13 protein-coding genes and 1 riboswitch are annotated in these 16,887 nt (G+C 40.1%); of the genes, 6 read left to right on the top strand and 7 right to left on the bottom strand.

What is annotated here, in order from left to right:
* Positions 1 to 22: 22 nt before the first annotated feature.
* Together cax and KFZ56_RS17735 are read right to left on the bottom strand one after the other, a co-directional pair.
* Positions 23 to 1,090, bottom strand: a complete 1,068-nt coding sequence (gene cax, locus KFZ56_RS17740) for a calcium/proton exchanger (RefSeq protein WP_222643439.1) — start codon at positions 1,088 to 1,090, stop codon at positions 23 to 25.
* Between the two features lie 140 nt (positions 1,091 to 1,230).
* Positions 1,231 to 2,442: an MFS transporter gene (locus KFZ56_RS17735; protein ID WP_309228325.1), complete on the bottom strand. Its 1,212-nt coding sequence runs from the start codon at positions 2,440 to 2,442 to the stop codon at positions 1,231 to 1,233.
* A gap of 749 nt (positions 2,443 to 3,191) precedes the next feature.
* On the opposite strand from KFZ56_RS17735, the gene KFZ56_RS17730 reads away from it, so the two are divergent.
* Positions 3,192 to 4,877, top strand: coding sequence for a 5'-nucleotidase, lipoprotein e(P4) family (locus KFZ56_RS17730; RefSeq protein ID WP_222643437.1), 1,686 nt, complete (start codon positions 3,192 to 3,194; stop codon positions 4,875 to 4,877).
* A 267-nt stretch (positions 4,878 to 5,144) separates the two neighbouring features.
* Positions 5,145 to 5,981 (top strand): alpha/beta fold hydrolase, encoded by an 837-nt coding sequence (locus tag KFZ56_RS17725; RefSeq protein WP_222643435.1) that lies wholly within the window; start codon positions 5,145 to 5,147, stop codon positions 5,979 to 5,981.
* Between the two features lie 254 nt (positions 5,982 to 6,235).
* Here KFZ56_RS17725 and KFZ56_RS17720 read toward each other — a convergent pair whose 3' ends face one another.
* Entirely contained in the window at positions 6,236 to 7,855 is a 1,620-nt protein-coding gene (locus KFZ56_RS17720) for an ABC-F family ATP-binding cassette domain-containing protein (RefSeq protein WP_222643434.1), read from the bottom strand.
* A 421-nt stretch (positions 7,856 to 8,276) separates the two neighbouring features.
* On the opposite strand from KFZ56_RS17720, the gene KFZ56_RS17715 reads away from it, so the two are divergent.
* Entirely contained in the window at positions 8,277 to 8,897 is a 621-nt protein-coding gene (locus KFZ56_RS17715) for a hypothetical protein (protein ID WP_222643433.1), read from the top strand.
* A gap of 104 nt (positions 8,898 to 9,001) precedes the next feature.
* Here the strand turns inward: KFZ56_RS17715 and KFZ56_RS17710 are convergent, their stop codons facing one another.
* The 4 genes from KFZ56_RS17710 to rarD all read right to left on the bottom strand — a co-directional run bounded on the left by KFZ56_RS17710 (position 9,002) and on the right by rarD (position 14,067).
* Positions 9,002 to 9,640 (bottom strand): YpmS family protein, encoded by a 639-nt coding sequence (locus KFZ56_RS17710; RefSeq protein ID WP_222643432.1) that lies wholly within the window; start codon positions 9,638 to 9,640, stop codon positions 9,002 to 9,004.
* Positions 9,641 to 9,645: 5 nt separating this feature from the next.
* Entirely contained in the window at positions 9,646 to 10,551 is a 906-nt protein-coding gene (locus tag KFZ56_RS17705; RefSeq protein ID WP_222643431.1) for an SGNH/GDSL hydrolase family protein, read from the bottom strand.
* Between the two features lie 490 nt (positions 10,552 to 11,041).
* On the bottom strand, positions 11,042 to 12,766 hold the full coding sequence (locus KFZ56_RS17700) for a PLP-dependent aspartate aminotransferase family protein (protein ID WP_222643430.1): 1,725 nt from the start codon (positions 12,764 to 12,766) through the stop codon (positions 11,042 to 11,044).
* A 118-nt stretch (positions 12,767 to 12,884) separates the two neighbouring features.
* Positions 12,885 to 13,000: riboswitch (SAM riboswitch) on the bottom strand.
* 158 nt (positions 13,001 to 13,158) lie between these two features.
* Entirely contained in the window at positions 13,159 to 14,067 is a 909-nt protein-coding gene (gene rarD, locus KFZ56_RS17695) for an EamA family transporter RarD (protein ID WP_222643428.1), read from the bottom strand.
* Positions 14,068 to 14,300: 233 nt separating this feature from the next.
* Here rarD and cls point away from each other — a divergent pair, with 233 nt between their 5' ends.
* The 3 genes from cls to KFZ56_RS17680 all read left to right on the top strand — a co-directional run bounded on the left by cls (position 14,301) and on the right by KFZ56_RS17680 (position 16,820).
* On the top strand, positions 14,301 to 15,743 hold the full coding sequence (gene cls / locus KFZ56_RS17690) for a cardiolipin synthase (RefSeq protein ID WP_222643426.1): 1,443 nt from the start codon (positions 14,301 to 14,303) through the stop codon (positions 15,741 to 15,743).
* 39 nt (positions 15,744 to 15,782) lie between these two features.
* On the top strand, positions 15,783 to 16,298 hold the full coding sequence (locus KFZ56_RS17685; RefSeq protein WP_222643424.1) for an acyl-CoA thioesterase: 516 nt from the start codon (positions 15,783 to 15,785) through the stop codon (positions 16,296 to 16,298).
* A gap of 300 nt (positions 16,299 to 16,598) precedes the next feature.
* A complete protein-coding gene (locus tag KFZ56_RS17680; RefSeq protein WP_222643422.1) occupies positions 16,599 to 16,820 on the top strand; it encodes a hypothetical protein in 222 nt (73 codons plus the stop codon).
* Positions 16,821 to 16,887: the final 67 nt, after the last annotated feature.

Below are 16,887 nucleotides of genomic sequence, written 5' to 3'. Positions count from 1 at the left end.
TAATAAATGGACTCGTCTGGCACTAAAGTAAATAAAAGCCAATACCCATAATGAAATACGCAGCAAGTAGGGCTAGACCGTCAAACCAATTGGATTCCCCGTCAATAGAGATCATGATCATAAGGAGTACAGCGGTTATCATACTAATCAGCTCCTGCCATGTAAAGACAAGGGGCATGAATGTGTTAAAGAATAGGGAAATCAGTACGAGTAATGGAGCGACAAACATTGCTACCTGAAGGGTGGATCCAACCGCAATTTCGACAGCAACATCCATTTTATTTTTAAATGCCATGATGACCGCAGACGCATGTTCTGCAGCATTTCCAACAATTGCGACTATAATAACGCCAATGAATAATTCTGTCCAACCAAATGCTTCTCCTACTGCCTCAAAGGTGTGGACCAGGTTTTCAGATACATAAGCAACAGCCATAGTGGCTAAACCCAAATATATAATTGATTTCATTTTTCCCCATTCTGGTTCTTCCTGCTGATTTGCTGCTTTGTTTTCCCTATCTTTATTGTTTTGGTAAATACCACGATGTGTTACTAACTTAAAGAACAACGTGGCGAAGTATAAAGCAATAAGGATAATAGATGTTCCAATGCTCAGTATCATAGTAGTTTGGTCATCCATCGTTTGAGTAAAGACTTCTGGTATGACGAATGCGACAACTACTGCGAAAATCAGTAATGCTGCATTGTGTCTTGCGTCATGTACATTAAAAGATTGCCGTTTGAATTTCAGACCACCTATAAAAAAAGACAATCCCGCAACAAGAAGTAAGTTTCCTAGGACAGAACCAGTCAAAGACGCTAGCACAATGCCAATAAGCCCTGCTTTAAGAGAAAAAATCGATATAATGAGTTCTACAGCATTTCCGAATGTCGCATTTAATAGCCCACCGATTCGTGGTCCTAATACAATCGCTAAACTTTCTGTTGCCCTCCCTATATAGCCAGCCAACGTAATAATGGTTAGACAGTAAATAATGAACATAACAACAGATGGCCAGTCCAGCAAAGACCCAATCACCGATAATGGTAATCCGATAATAAGCAGAATGAAAAATAGTTTATTAACCATTGTATATTTCCCCTTTAAACGTATGATGGTCATAAACTGCCCAACAATCCAAATTTTATTTATAGGCTGGCGCTTCGGGTGATTTGAGATTCGGCGTAACGAATAAAGGGCCTACTTACCGGCTGAAGGGAATTTCTCCATTAAGCATTATAATAATCACTTTTTGATTTATCGAAAACAACCAAGTTAAGGCAAAAACCTAAGATTAAAAATGCAAACGAGCCTATAATATAGATTGGCCGAATCTCTAATAATTCAGCAAATAGCCCAACAGCAGCAGTGAATAGAGTTATTAACAAAGCTTCCAACATGCCTAAAACACTTGAAAACCTCCCCATAATAGCTACTGGCACATTATTCTGATAAAAAGTCAAAAAGCCAGTATTTGCGAATGATAAGGCAAATGTTAATGTGAAAAAACCAATGGATGCCCAAATGAAATTCTGTGAAAACGCAAAGGCCAAATATCCTAACGGCGTAAATAGTGCACCAAAACCAATAAGAACATTAAGTTTTAGACGACCGGTGAATAAAGCATTTGTTAATGACCCTGTTATAATTCCTATTCCAGCAACGCTCACAAGAAATCCATAAGCACTTTCAGATAAAGAAAGAACCTCTGTTGCAAATGCAGTTTCTAAAGAGTCTAACGCTGTCATAAAAACAGTAATTCCACTAAAAAGGATATAAATGAATGTCATATGGATATTCGACTTACTAAAACGAAGAATTTCCTTCAAATCTTTTCTGATCATTTTAATGCTAACTTTATCAGCAACGACGTTTTCTTTTCTTAATTCTAAATTAGGAAGCATCAGAATTATTATTGCTGATAGGCATAATGCTAAAGCATTTAATTGGATAGCTAGATAGGGTGACCCAATCATAAACAGAAAACCTGCAACCGACGGACCTAAAATAAAACCACTCGAATTAATGAAATTTCGTAAAGCATTAAATCGATGCCGCCCCGACTTAGGTATAAGCTTCGTCATATAAACTATAGATACGGGCTCAAAAATGGAACTCGCCATATTAATGATAAAAACTATTACATAGATGAAAACAAGCGAGTCTATAAATGAAAGTAAAAATATGAATAATGCTCTGATTACGTCTATGAAAAACATCAAATTTCTTTTATTTAACCTGTCGATAAAACTTCCCGACCAAAAATTCGTGCATAAGGTGGCAATCGGTATAAGGATGTAAAGAACGGATACTGCTAATGGTGATCCAGTCAAATCCAAAACAATCAAGTTCAGGGCAATTAAATAAATCCAGGCATCCAAATTCGATATTCCAATACCAAGCAGAAGTAATAAGGGATTTTTCAACTTCATCATATTCATGTATCATCAGCTCCTAAATTCAAGGTTTAAAAACAAAAAAGAATCCCACCCCCAAGTGATTAGACTTGAGGACGAGACTCCCTGAATTTAGAAGTTCGCGGTGCCACCTCTGTTTGTTCTTGTGTCGCCACAATAAACCTTTTCAAGTACGCCGACAACATATATTGCATATATTGCAGGATATACTCTATCTCGCTAACGGGAGAAACCGGTACATCATCAATCGTCAGAAGAACAATATCCTATGTACAGCTCCAAGACTTGGTTCTATGCGCTCTTACACCCTCCATCACAGCTTACGGAGTTCTCTGTTATGCCTCAAGCACATATACTCTTCTTTTCATCGCTATTTGATTATGAAATATTTTATCATCATTGAAGTAATTTTAGAATAGATCCAGATAATAAACGATGTACGAATTTCGCCCTTGTGAGTCTCTTTTTTACTTCTCCAAGCTATTTGGTTATTATTACCTTTAAAATTATATTCAATTAGGGTATACTTAAGTCGAACAAATTGTAAAATATCTTTTATTCTATGAATGTAAACGTAGATTAAAAGATGTTTACCTTCAGATGATTACGCCAATGTGGAATGACCAATCATCTAATTTTAGCAACGATTATGGAGGTGTTTTTCCTACCTCGGTTTCTTTTTGGAAAACGGTTGCGCCAAAAGGGTTTAGCATTTATATTTCATGGTAGAATTACTTATTTAATCAAAGAATCTATATAAAGGAGGAGAATGAATGTATACCAAACGAAACATGAGTATTTTCACCGCTTTTATACTGTCCTTTACATTATTCATTGGCAATGGTCATGTGTTAGCTGAGGAAAATCAGGATGGGCTTGAAAATCAAACACCGGAGGAGCAGTTAACGGATCAAAACGTGATGTCCACGGCATGGTTCCAAACAGCTGGAGAAGCAAGCGCTTTATTTCACCAAGGGTATAATATTGGGAAAGAGAAGCTAGACATGAAGCTTGAAGAAGGCACTGACAAGACTCCTGCAGTTGTGCTGGATTTAGATGAGACCGTTTTAGATGGCAGCCCCTTTGATGCTTTAGATATCCAAACAGCTGGAGAAGCCTCATTGGATACTTGGCAGGAAAGTGCAGAGGCAGAAGCACTACCCGGCGCTTTGGATTTTCTTAATCATGCTGATGAAAAAGGTGTCGAGATTTTTTATATTACTGGACGAGCTGATACACTTCAGGAAGCAACTGTTGAAAATTTAAAAGAAATCGGTGCACCACAAGCGAACGATGATCATGTATTGCTAACAGAAGAAGATGAAACGGGAAAGCAAGACCGCTTCGATTATGTTGATGAAAATCATGATATTCTCTTATTTTTCGGAGACAATCTCTCGGATTTTTCCGGTTTTCCTAAGAATCAGGCGCTAGATGATCGCAACAACCAAGTAAACGATGAACAGGATAAATTTGGAGATAAATTCATCGTATTTCCTAATCCAATGTATGGTGATTGGGAAGATGCTTTATATCCGGATGGTGATTTAACAGCTGAAGAGAAAATGAAAGTGCGCAAAGATCATTTAACCTATTTCAGTCCAAAAGATGACTCATCTGAGGCTGCAACATTGCTTGACGAGAGACTCCAAGATCAGAATGTGATGTCCATTGCTTGGTATCAAACTTCAGGTGAAGCGGAAGCGTTATATCATCAAGGATACAATATAGGAGCTGAAAAAATAGATGCTGCGTTAGAAGAGGGAGACAAACAAGATCCTGCAATTGTGCTTGATTTAGATGAAACTGTATTGAATGGCGGTCCATACAACGCCTTAATGACCAAAACGGGCGGACAAGCGTCACTCGATGAGTGGCAGGAAAGTGCAGAGGCAGAAGCACTCCCCGGTGCTTTGGATTTTCTTGAATATGTGGATGACCAAGGGGTGGAGATTTATTATGTAACAGGACGCTCCGATAGGCTGCAAGATGTAACAGTAGAAAATCTAGAAAAACTAGACGCACCCCAAGTGGACAACGACCATGTATTGCTGACAAAAGAAGATGAAACAGGGAAACAAGATCGCTTTGATGACATTAACGAGAACCATGATATTTTGTTATTTTTCGGTGATAATTTATCAGACTTCACAGGCTTTCCGAAAGACCAAGCGTTAGAAGCAAGAAATCAGCAGGTGTATGATGAGCAAGATGAGTTCGGCAATCAATTCATCGTGTTCCCAAACCCGATGTACGCTGATTGGGAGGGCGCTTTATACCCAGATGGCGATTTAACTGCTGCAGATAAAATCATGTCTCGCCTAGGCCATTTAGAATACTTCCAAGGTGGTGAAATCCCAGATACAGCAAGTGATTATCCACTGCCTATATTAGCTGGATTCTTCCTCATGGCTTCTGGCATTATTTTGTTTGTCATTCGGAGAAAGGCTAGTTCTTAACCGAAACGTTTCGTTCATTAATCATGAAAAAAGACTGAGATCTATAGCGATATTTAGACAACGCAGTATAGATTTTTCTCCAAGTTGTTGCTTCATACTGAATAAACAGCAATGACTTGGGTTCGTATGTAGTTGAAATAAACGCATGATGTTTGTAAAACAGATGCAACGGGTAATATTCTACTATATTGATGGTTCTTCACTATTTATGGGAAGCATTGCAGCTGACTTGGCAACACTCCTAAAATAGTTAAGGAGGGAATAACATTGGCAAAAATCACTGTAGGAAAAGAAAATCAAGCAGCAATCGAACTTTATTATGAGGACCATGGCACCGGGAAACCAGTTGTATTCATTCACGGTTGGCCATTAAGTAGTCGCTCCTGGGAATATCAAGTTCCAGCGCTCGTAGAAGCAGGATACAGAGTCATTACGTATGATCGCCGAGGATTTGGGAACTCTTCTCAACCATGGCATGGATACGAGTATGATACGTTGGCTGCGGATTTACATCAGTTATTGGAACAATTAGATCTTCAAGATGTAACGCTTGTTGGTTTTTCCATGGGTGGTGGTGAAGTGGCACGTTATATCGCTACCTATGGAACAAGTAGAGTGACGAAGGCTGTATTTGCCGGCGCTGTCCCACCTTATTTATATCAGTCAGAGGATAACCCTGATGGTCCGATGGATGATGCAACAATTGAGGAATTTGAAAACGGGGTGAAGCAGGATCGCCTTGCATTTCTTGATGGGTTTACAAAAACCTTTTTCGCTGGTGGGGATCAAACTGACTTCGTAAGTGAACCGTTCCGATTATACAATAGAGCTATCGCAGAGTGGGCTTCGCCTAAAGGAACGTTGGATTGTATTTCTGCTTTTGGTAAGACAGATTTTAGAGAAGATCTAGCTAAATGTACGATACCTGCGCTTGTTATTCATGGCGACTCAGATGGAATTGTACCATTTGAAGCCAGCGGACAGCGGACGCATGAAACGATTCCGGGAAGTAAATTAGCCTTAATAAAAGGCGGTTCACATGGTTTAAATGCAACGCATCCCAAAGAATTTAATGAGGCACTTTTAACATTTTTGCAGGATTGATGACGAAAACATAAGCACAATGTATTTTTATTAGCGAAGCCTCCAAAGGAATCCATTTTGATTAACCTTTTACAAAATGGGTTCCTTTATTGTAAGAAAAAGTTAAAATGAGAAATCCTATAGGGTTAGTTACTAGTGTAATCGTAGCCAAGGGCATCCTTCATTCCTTGTAATCAGCCATGAATGCTAAGCCTAAGCTCCAACTTATCCATGTCAAAAAGAGCGTCCTCCCACCAGGAGCACGCTCTCATTTCTTAACTAGCATACATTTGTTCAATCTTTTCTTGTAGTTGGTGATCTTGCACATACTCATCATAGCTCATTTCCTTATCGATAATGCCGTTAGGTGTAATTTCGATAAGACGGTTTGCGATACTTTGAACGAATTGATGGTCATGGGACGTAAATAGGATCGAACCTTTAAATCGGATTAAGCCATTATTCAAGGATTGAATGGATTCCAGATCCAAGTGATTGGTCGGTTCGTCCAAGATGAGCACATTCGCCCCGGATAGCATCATTTTGGATAACATGCAACGAACCTTTTCACCACCGGAGAGCACATTTGCCTTTTTCAATGCTTCTTCGCCGGAAAACAACATTCTTCCTAGGAAACCGCGCAGGAATGTCTCCGTCTGATCTTCTGGGGAATATTGGCGAAGCCACTCGACTAATGGCAGATCGTTTTCAAAAAATGCGGTGTTATCTTTTGGAAAATAGGATTGCGATGTCGTTACACCCCATTTATATGTGCCTGCGTCTGGTTCCATTTCTCCCATGATAATTTTGAATAGCGTCGTTTTGGCAATATCATTCTTTCCGACCAAGGCGATTTTATCATCCTTGTTCATGGTAAAACTCACATTATCAAGTACTTTTTCCCCGTTAATGGTTTTTGTTAATCCATCAACACGTAGCAGGTCATTACCGATTTCACGATCCGGTGTAAAGGCGATATACGGATATTTACGGGATGATGGTTTAATATCATCCAGTGTGATGTTGTCCAGTAATTTCTTCCGTGATGTTGCCTGCTTGGATTTCGATGCATTGGCACTGAATCTGGCAATAAAGGTTTGCAGCTCTTTGATTTTTTCTTCTTTTTTCTTATTTGCTTCCTGGGCCATCCTGTTTGCAAGTTGGCTGGATTCATACCAGAAGTCATAGTTTCCGATATAAATTTGAATTTTTCCATAGTCAACATCGGCGATATGGGTGCATACTTTATTTAAAAAGTGTCTATCATGGGACACAACAATTACCGTATTTTCAAAGTTGATCAGAAATTCTTCCAACCATTGAATCGCATGGATATCAAGTCCGTTTGTTGGCTCATCCAGTAGTAAAATGTCAGGATTGCCGAAAAGAGCTTGAGCGAGCAATATTTTTACTTTTTGATCCTCCGATAATTCGCTCATTTGTTTCATATGGAGGGATTCATCAATGCCAAGTCCCTTTAGTAGAACAGCAGCATCGGATTCCGCCTCCCAACCATTCATTTCAGCAAATTCGCCTTCTAGTTCAGCAGCACGCATACCATCTTCTTCGGAAAAGTCGGGCTTCATATAAATCGCGTCTTTTTCTTGTTTCACGTCATATAATTTTTCATGCCCCATTAAAACAACTTCCAGCACCTGCGTATCTTCATAGGCGAAGTGGTCCTGTTTTAACACGGCAATTCGTTCTCCGGGAGATAAGGAGATACCACCGGATTGCGGTTCTATCTCACCTGATAATACTTTAAGAAATGTGGATTTACCGGCACCATTTGCCCCAATTAATCCATAACAGTTACCAGGGGTGAATTTTAAATTAACATCTTCAAATAACTTCTTGTCACCATATTGTAAACTTACATTCGAAACATTAATCATCGATTATGATATTCCTCCAATAAAAAATAGTACACATAGTAAGCTTACGGTATTTCAATGATTTAGTCAATGTTTGACGGTTGAAATTAGAGCTGGGAGAGCGATGCACTGAAACGGGAGGCGATTAGTCCAAAACGGGAGAGAGACCTTTCAAACCGGGAGAAAGTCAATTCAGAACGGGAGACAGCGACTACGAAACGGGAAAGCCCCAGTCCAAAACGGGAGAGAAGCACCCACAGTACGGCCGCCAGCACGTGACAAGTGGACTATTTTATGAATAAAAGTAAAAGTGGGGGTGTATTTTTACGTGGAAATATGCAACAATAAGTTATCATCACACAAGTAGTACACCCGCGCATGAAGTAAGTGACTATCGAAAACCTGACATACTATAAATGAAAAGTCGATGAGGGGTGATTTGATGGAAGAAAAAACGATCTACTTTCTTTTTACGGATACGGGAACCTGTTTATCTAGGATGATTAATTTCTGTACAAATCAATCATTAAACCATGTATCGATAAGCTTTGACCCGGAATTAAAGGAAGTATACAGTTTTGGCCGGAAACGACCAAGGAACCCGTTTGTTGGGGGTTTTATACAGGAGGACCCTCAAAGTGACTTCATGAGAAATGCTAATTGCGCTATTTATAGCTATACGGTTTCAGAGAGCGACTGTGCCATCATTAATCATCATATTAAAGAAATCGAAGCTGAAAAAGAAGCGTATAAATTTAATTTCATTGGACTCCTTGGTGTCTTATTCCAAATTAAAATTAGCCGCAGAAATGCCTTGTTTTGTTCCCAGTTTGTAGCGACCGTGCTACGGGATTTGGAGCATTTTCAGCTACCGAATCCTGCTTGCTTTACGACGCCTGCTGATATTCGAGCACACGAGGGGATGCAACTAATTTATCAAGGGAAACTTAGCCATTATTTTGTAGATACAGAGAGAAAGCTGACTCAAGGAGAGCAGGCATTACAAAAGCAATCATTCATTTTATTATTATCTGCAAAAGTGAAACAATTTGTCATCAGGTGAGAAGAACCACACACGAGCTGTAGTGGTTCTCTTTTGGGTAACAGGAGGTATAGTTTACAATGAAATGAGCTAAACCCCGGAGATGATGGTTTTAGCTCATTTCATTATGGTTCTATATGTTCGATGCCTAATGTCCGGTATGGAATTCGAATATTAAATGCGAGATTATTTGCTTCCAGATCAATATGTTCTACACTAACCTCGAAATTACTCTGTAAATCCATTTCTGTAACGCCAACGTAAATCTCCTCATCTTTTGGATTGATCGTAACCCATTCAGGCATCGATAAGTAACGTTCCATGTATTCCATAATTTTTTGATTTGGTAAATCCAATAGTCCAAGCGAGATGGATCGCTGTTCTAAAACGAGATCCCCGTTTTCCTGTACGATTGGCTCTAGATGGACGGAAAGTGGTACGGTGCTGGAGAATACCGGTAACTCGCCAATTAGATGGATATCCTCCTCCAGGGAGATACGATACTCGTGTCCTGTGTTTGATAAAGCCTGATCAATATAAGCATTGACCAATTCGTTCAAATTATCTTTAGTGGTTCGAACTGTAAATTCAGAGCTCTCTCTACTTTCCTGCTCATCATTGGAGGGAAATATGTTCTCAGAAACCGGCCAAAAAATGAGTGCAACAATGACCAGAAAAAAGAGGATATTTACGCTTAATAAACCAAAAAATAAGGCTTTCCATTTTATTGTTTTTGACTGATGGTCTTCTTTTCGTTGGGGCATCGCGCTCATCCTTCTTCGTTAGTTAAATAATCCAAAACTCTTCTTGCCATTCGTTGATAGCCTCTATCATTTGGATGGAAATTATCCTCTGCGAATAAATTTGCATCCGGATCATCGAATAAATCGACGGTAGGAATGAACGTGATAGACGCATCTTCTTGTGCGATATCATTTCCTGTTTTATTCCAAGACTCTACAATCATATCAAGTTCTTCAATATCCTGAAAGTATTGTTCGAAGGGATTATAAAACCCTAATAAATAAATGTCTGTGTTCGGATTTATATGTTTAAGTTTGGTAAATATTTGCTGTAGCCTTTCTTCATAATCGATCCGTTCTTGCCTAAACTCCTCGATCTTTAAGTTCGTGAAATTTTCTCTCACTACTTTCATGATATCATTTGCTCCGATCGTTATTAAAACAATATCAGCATCTTCTAGTGCGGTGGAAACTTCAGGATTATCCAGGCGCTCCAACAGCTGATCCGATCGGTTTCCACGTATCCCAAAATTATCAAAGGAAACAATTTGTCCCTCAGCATTAAGGGCAGAGTCTAATATGCCTACATAACCTCCTCCATTACTGCTTCCGACACCTTGTGTTAGGGAGTCACCAACCGCAACGATATGGGTGTTTTGATTGGTAAAGAAATCGACCGCTTCCTGAAAAGCCTCGATAGCTACAGTGGAGAGTTGCCTCTGTTCGGTTGATGGTTCATCTTCTTCTGTTTCATCTTGCGACTCTTCGCCAACATCTTCGTTTTCCTCGTTTTCTTTTGTTTTCGTCCCTGTATCATCATGTTGAGAAATTGTTTTATTATTAAACGTTGCAGTAGGTTGATTTATTAAAGCAAAAATGCCTGCCCCAACAATAAAAACGATAATTGCAATCATAAAATTTTTCTTCTTCATGCATACCACACCCGGTTGTTATATTATACGTAAGATATAGGATATATTGTCTCATGTCATAAATAAATTCGAAAGTATTTTTAATATAGGTTTGTTTCGATGTTATCATACTAAAAAGAGGCTGGGACAAAAGTGTTTTTAACAAATAAATTCCGAACATACATCGCTTCTAAAAATATACTTCGCGCACCTTAGGGCGGCTGGTGAGCCCCCTTGTGCTATCGCACTACGGTGTCTCACCTATGCCTTTCCTCCCGCTGGAGTCTCCGCATATTTCCTACGCTAAGTTTGATAACGTTCGTCTTTTTTATTAAACACTTTTGTTTTGTCCCAGCCTCTTATCATGGTTATTTCCTTTATGAAGAGAGGGTAAACATAATTTATCGGTGCTTCCGGGAGATGAGGGATCGTCCGGGGCTTTGAATCTCAGCCAGTAGCGAAAGAGTCAATCCCGGAAGAAAAAACGCATCCCGCATACACTTCCATTCTTCTATACTTTCCATGGATCCGCTATTCTATGATTATCCCTCAGGCGAAGTGCTTCCTCATATGGATTTTTGCCCGTAATGACCGTAATACCTGCCGCACGTGCATTTTCTACTGTTTGATCATGCTTATCCGGTTCTTCTACCCACAATATTTTACCTTGTTTATTAATTAATTGTTCAATGGTTGATTGCGGTAGCTGTTGATTGTTCACCCATACAGCGTCTACTTCATCAGCAATGTCTTCCAGTTTCGCCTCTTCATTGATAGGGATAATGCTAAATCCTAGTGCTGCCAATTGCTTTTCGTCTTTATCAAGTGTATTGTCAGCGCTAGTAACAGCTGCAATTACCTTTTTCCGAATGGCTCCATCTTTTCGATCAAATGGCGAAGACAGTAGCCACGTAATAGCATCGTCTTCTGTAGTCTCGAAAAGCGGACGCTGATCAACCGCTTTGGCAATGGCCTGATCGAGATCAACTAAAATATCCTTCGGGTTTTCAATGCCAATCGATAAGCGAACTAGTTCTTCTGTTGTTCCGCTTTTTTCCAGATCCTGAGCACTTAATTGTTGATGTGTGGTTGATGCTGGATGAATAATCAGCGATTTTGCATCACCCACATTGGCAACATGGGACCAGAGTGTAACATTATCGATTAGTTTCCTACCAGCATCCCGACCGCCTTTGATGCCGAACGTGATAATCGAGCCGAATCCATTAGCGAGATATTTTTTCGCAAGCTGATGGGATGGATGATCTTCAAGGCCAGGGAAATTAACCCATTCTACAGCTGGGTGTTTTTGCAAATAAGCAGCGACTTCTTCAGCATTTTTATTATGACGCTCGACGCGCAGATGTAATGTCTCCAGTCCCTGTAAAAATAAAAAGGCACTCTGTGGACTCAGAGAAGCACCAATATCTCGGAGTAGTTGCACACGTAATTTTGTCACGTAGGCTGCTGGACCAAGATCTACGTAACGGAGGCCATTGTAACTCTCGTCCGGTTCAGTAAATCCTGGAAAGTGACCATTGCCCCAATCGAAGCGGCCGCCATCTATGACAACTCCGCCAATTGTTGTACCATGGCCGCCGATCCATTTTGTCGCAGAATGAACAACAATATCTGCTCCCCATGTGAGCGGTTTTGTGCCGTATGGAGTGGCAAATGTATTGTCAATGATCAATGGAATGTTGTTTTCATGCGCAATCGCACCAACGGTTTCTACATCAAATATGTTTAGACTTGGATTTGTAATAATTTCAGCAAACACGGCCTTTGTTTTTGTTGTAATAGCACTTCTAATCGCTTCAGGATCCGTTCCATCAACAAATTTCACATCAATTCCGTAACGCGGTAGTGTATGTGCAAAAAGATTGTACGTCCCACCGTACAAGTTACTGTCAGCAACAATTTCATCACCTGAGCCGGCGAGATTAAGAATAGAAAATGTAATTGCTGCCATACCGGATGAGGTGGCAACAGCTCCACTTCCATCCTCAAGTGAAGCCATGCGTTGTTCGAAAGCATCGACAGTCGGATTTGTAATACGGGTATAGATATTTCCCGGTTCTGCTAATCCGAATACATTCTGGGCATGCTCGGTATCACGAAAAACGTAGGACGTTGTTTGGTGAATGGGCATAGCTCTTGATCCCGTTGCAGGGTCGGGTTCCTGACCTCCATGAAGTAATATGGTTTCCGGGTTGTGAAATGGAAAGTTTGACATGAAAATTCCTCCTTGAATGTTTACTTTTGGTTTGCACTTCTAACGTATCTGGAGGAAGAGGGGGGAATAAATAAATCACCCCCTTCCTAAGAAGAGGGCGTATATGTAAACGATCCTCCTCTTATCTTCCAGACCAATCTTGATCTGTAGGATTTAGCACCGTAAAAGGTAGTTTACTAGCCTTCAGGTTGCCGGGCATCACAGGGCCTATCCCTCCGCCGCTCTTGATAAGAGATTCATTTTTCTAAATTAAAGAATAGTATAACGGTAAATGGAACGGAATGTCAACGGTTTTTAGAAAATAACTATTTTATTGCCTCGGGATATAGGTCACGCAGAGGCGTCCTATGCGCTCATCAAGCTACTTTTGGTAACTAGGTCATAGAGCTAACTTATTTTTCATGAACTCCACGCTTAAACCGGGAATCCCTGCGTTTATACCCTGACCCCATATAAATGAACAAAGCAGACCAAATGAATATGAATGCGACAGCATGCCCACTGGTAAAGGGCTCTCCGTAAAGAAACACACCAAGAATTAGCATGATCGTTGGCGCAATATACTGCAGGAATCCGACCATCGCAAGTGGGATTAGCTTAGCTCCGCTTGCAAATAAAAGTAATGGAATCGCGGTAACGATACCTGCCCCAATTAATAGGAGATTCACCGGTGCAGCCAAATCTTCCAGGGTAAAGGAATTCACCGGAATGGCGAATAAATAAAGAGCGGCAAGTGGTGTTACGATCATTGTTTCGATGGTTAAACCAAACATGGCGCTAATATCCACCTTCTTTTTCAATAAGCCATAGAATCCGAAAGTCAGCGCTAGAATAATAGAAATCCATGGGAACACACCGAAGCTAAATGTTAGGTAGGTGACACCGATACCAGCAAGAATAAACGATAGTGCCTGTCTCTTCGTAACCTTCTCTTTCAGCACGATGATCCCGAGTAATATACTGATAAGTGGATTAATATAATACCCCAAGCTTGCCTGAATAACATGGTCGCTATTGACCGCCCATATAAAGGTAAGCCAGTTTAAACTGATGAAAATAGACGCAAGCGTGATGCCAAGCAGTCTTTTCCTGTTTCTGATTATCACGTTCAATTCCTGTATGAAAGGAGTCCATTTTCGTAAAATCAATACAATGCCAAGCATGAAAATAAATGACCAAACAACGCGATGTGCCAATGTCTCTCCGGCCGGGACATCGTCAACCCATTTCCAATAGATGGGCAGGAATCCCCAAAGTACGTAAGCCAATGCTGTATATATAATTCCCATATTGTTTTTCATATAGCGCCCTCCTTCATTTATACTAAACTAATTTCAACAGGAAATATATAGATTAAGTCAATAAGATATAAAACGCAGTCAGCATTCCGTTTTATAGTACTTTAACTTCCATCCTCTCGCCCCCAATATAAAAATGTGTTTTCTTTTCCGATTTTTTGGTAATATTGAATTTATGCTATATTATAGATAGATAAACGTAAACACATTTTCCAAATAGGTGGGAGATTTGCTACATGGTCATATGGACATTATTATTAGGGTTTATTATTATTTTTAATATCATATTAGGATTTTCTATTATCTTCCTGGAAAGAAAAGATGCCAGCTCCACATGGGCATGGTTGATGGTGCTGCTTTTTTTCCCAATTGCAGGTTTTGTCCTTTATTTAATTTTTGGCAGGCCGATTAGCAAGAAACGCATTTTTACATGGGATACCAAAAGTCGTCTGGGCGTACAGACGGAGGTAAAATCGCAATTGCGCGCACTAGAAGAGAGAAATTTTTATTTTAAACATGAAGGGATAGCGGAACATGAGGATTTGGTTTCGCTGCATCTGCGCAACGATGATGCGATTTTCACGCATGATAATAAAGTTGATATTTATACAGACGGTACTGAAAAGTTCGATGCGCTCATGGAGGATATGGAAAAGGCGACGGATCATATTCATCTGTTATATTACCGAATTCGGAGCGATCAGCTGGGCCGCCGCGTTGCAGATGTGCTAATAAAGAAAGCAAACGAAGGTGTAGAGGTTCGTGTACTATTCGATGACATGGGATCAAGAAGCCTGAGTCGTAAATATATTAAACGCTTGGAAAATGCAGGGGTCCTTGTAGGGGCATTTTTCCCACCGAAAATTGCTAAATTAAACTTTAAAATCAATTACCGAAACCATCGTAAACTAGCTATTATCGACGGGAAAGTTGGCTATATCGGTGGGTTTAACATCGGTGATGAATACCTTGGAAAAAAGAAAAAATTTGGCTATTGGCGTGACACGCATTTGCGCATCTATGGCCATGCAGTTCAAAATATGCAAACAAGATTTATCCTGGACTGGAACCAAGCTTCACGTAATGATATTTTGTATGAAGATCGATTTTATGATTCCATCCCTTACGGCGACGTTGGAGTACAAATTGTATCAAGCGGCCCGGATTCAGACTGGGAACAAATTAAAAATGGTTACATCAAAATGATTATGGAAGCGAAGGAGTATATTTATATACAAACACCGTATTTTATTCCGGATGAAAGCTTGCGTGATGTGCTTCGAATAGCGGCGATGTCGGGGGTAGATGTGAAAGTAATGATCCCGAATAAACCGGACCATCCTTTTGTCTACTGGGCAACATTATCGTCTGTTGGCGATTTGTTGAATGCGGGAGCTGAAGTTTATATGTATCAAAATGGCTTCTTGCATGCGAAGACCATTGTCGTAGACGGGAAAATATCTTCCGTAGGTACAGCGAATATTGATGTACGAAGTTTTCGCTTGAATTTTGAAGTAAACGCATTTTTATATGATCTGGATCTAACACAACGATTGGATGACGCTTTTAACCGTGATATTATGCTATCAACGCAACTCACGAAAAAATTATACCAGCAGCGTTCATTAGGGATTCGTTTCAAGGAATCTGTTTCCCGCTTGATTTCACCTGTATTATAATACGTGATATAACTTTATAGAATAGATGGGGGATTTGACATGGAAGAAAAACCTTGTTGGAAGTCACTTGCAGTAAAAACATCGCATGTGTTGCCACCGGATACCAATGCGCACGGGACGCTGTTCGGTGGTGCATTAATGGCACATATAGATGATGTGGCTGCAATAGCTGCTGTGAGGCATGCCAGAAAGCCAGTGGTAACAGCCTCGACAGATTCTGTTGATTTCCTTGCACCTGTGAAGGAAGGGGACTCCATTTGTTTGGAAGCATTTGTAACATGGACCCACAACACATCGATGGAAGTGTTTATTAAAGCTGTTACAGAAGATTTGGTAACAGGCGACCGAAAAGTATGTACAACAGCGTTTACCACATTTGTTGCGGTGGATGATGAAGGGAAGCCATCCCCTGTTCCAGCTGTTTACCCGGAATCGAATCAGGAAAAGATGCTTCACGAACAGGCACCTGAACGTGCACAGCAGCGAAAGGAACGAAGGAAGCAATCCAAGGGGTTAGCTGAAACGTTTGGAACGGATTTCCCGTGGGATCGGTGATAAAGATAGGGCGAGGGAGTCGTTGTCTGATCCACACCTGGAGTAAAAAAATGCAAACGAAAATGAGATTTATTTTCGTTTGCATTTTTTAGTGATATGTGGCAATTTCAATTTTCAAGGTAAACATGCGGATAATATTTATGTATTACTGTGCCGTGGCTGTGGATTGGGTACATCCAGGGGATTTTGTTGGATGTAGATTGTTATATAGAAGCATAAGGTAAATTGTTGCATTTATGATAGAACAACGCATCTGGGTATTTATGTTAAAATAAAACTAGCTAGAAGGAGGGAATTCCAATGACACCTTGGCTAAGCGTGGGACTAATCATTGCTGTGTTGCTTTATGCGATTTTTAGTGTGTTTTTAAAGAAATCGATCGGCTTATATATCGCCGCGGCCTTTCACATTGTATTGGGTCTTTTATCACTACCATCAATCGGATTCTATGTATTAGCAGTAGCTATGCTTGAATTGATTGTTGGAATTGTAATGACGGTAAAGAAGGTCGGTACACGGTGATTGGTGTGCGTTTCATTATAACGATTTTATAGTGGTTACAACCTTTTTGGAAAAACAGTCTACATAA

The sequence above is a fragment of the Virgibacillus sp. NKC19-3 genome (assembly GCF_019837165.1).
Lineage (GTDB): Bacteria > Bacillota > Bacilli > Bacillales > Amphibacillaceae > Virgibacillus_L > Virgibacillus_L saliphilus.
The sequence above is the reverse complement of the archived record's forward strand: the minus strand, read 5'-3'. Positions and strand labels throughout refer to the sequence as shown.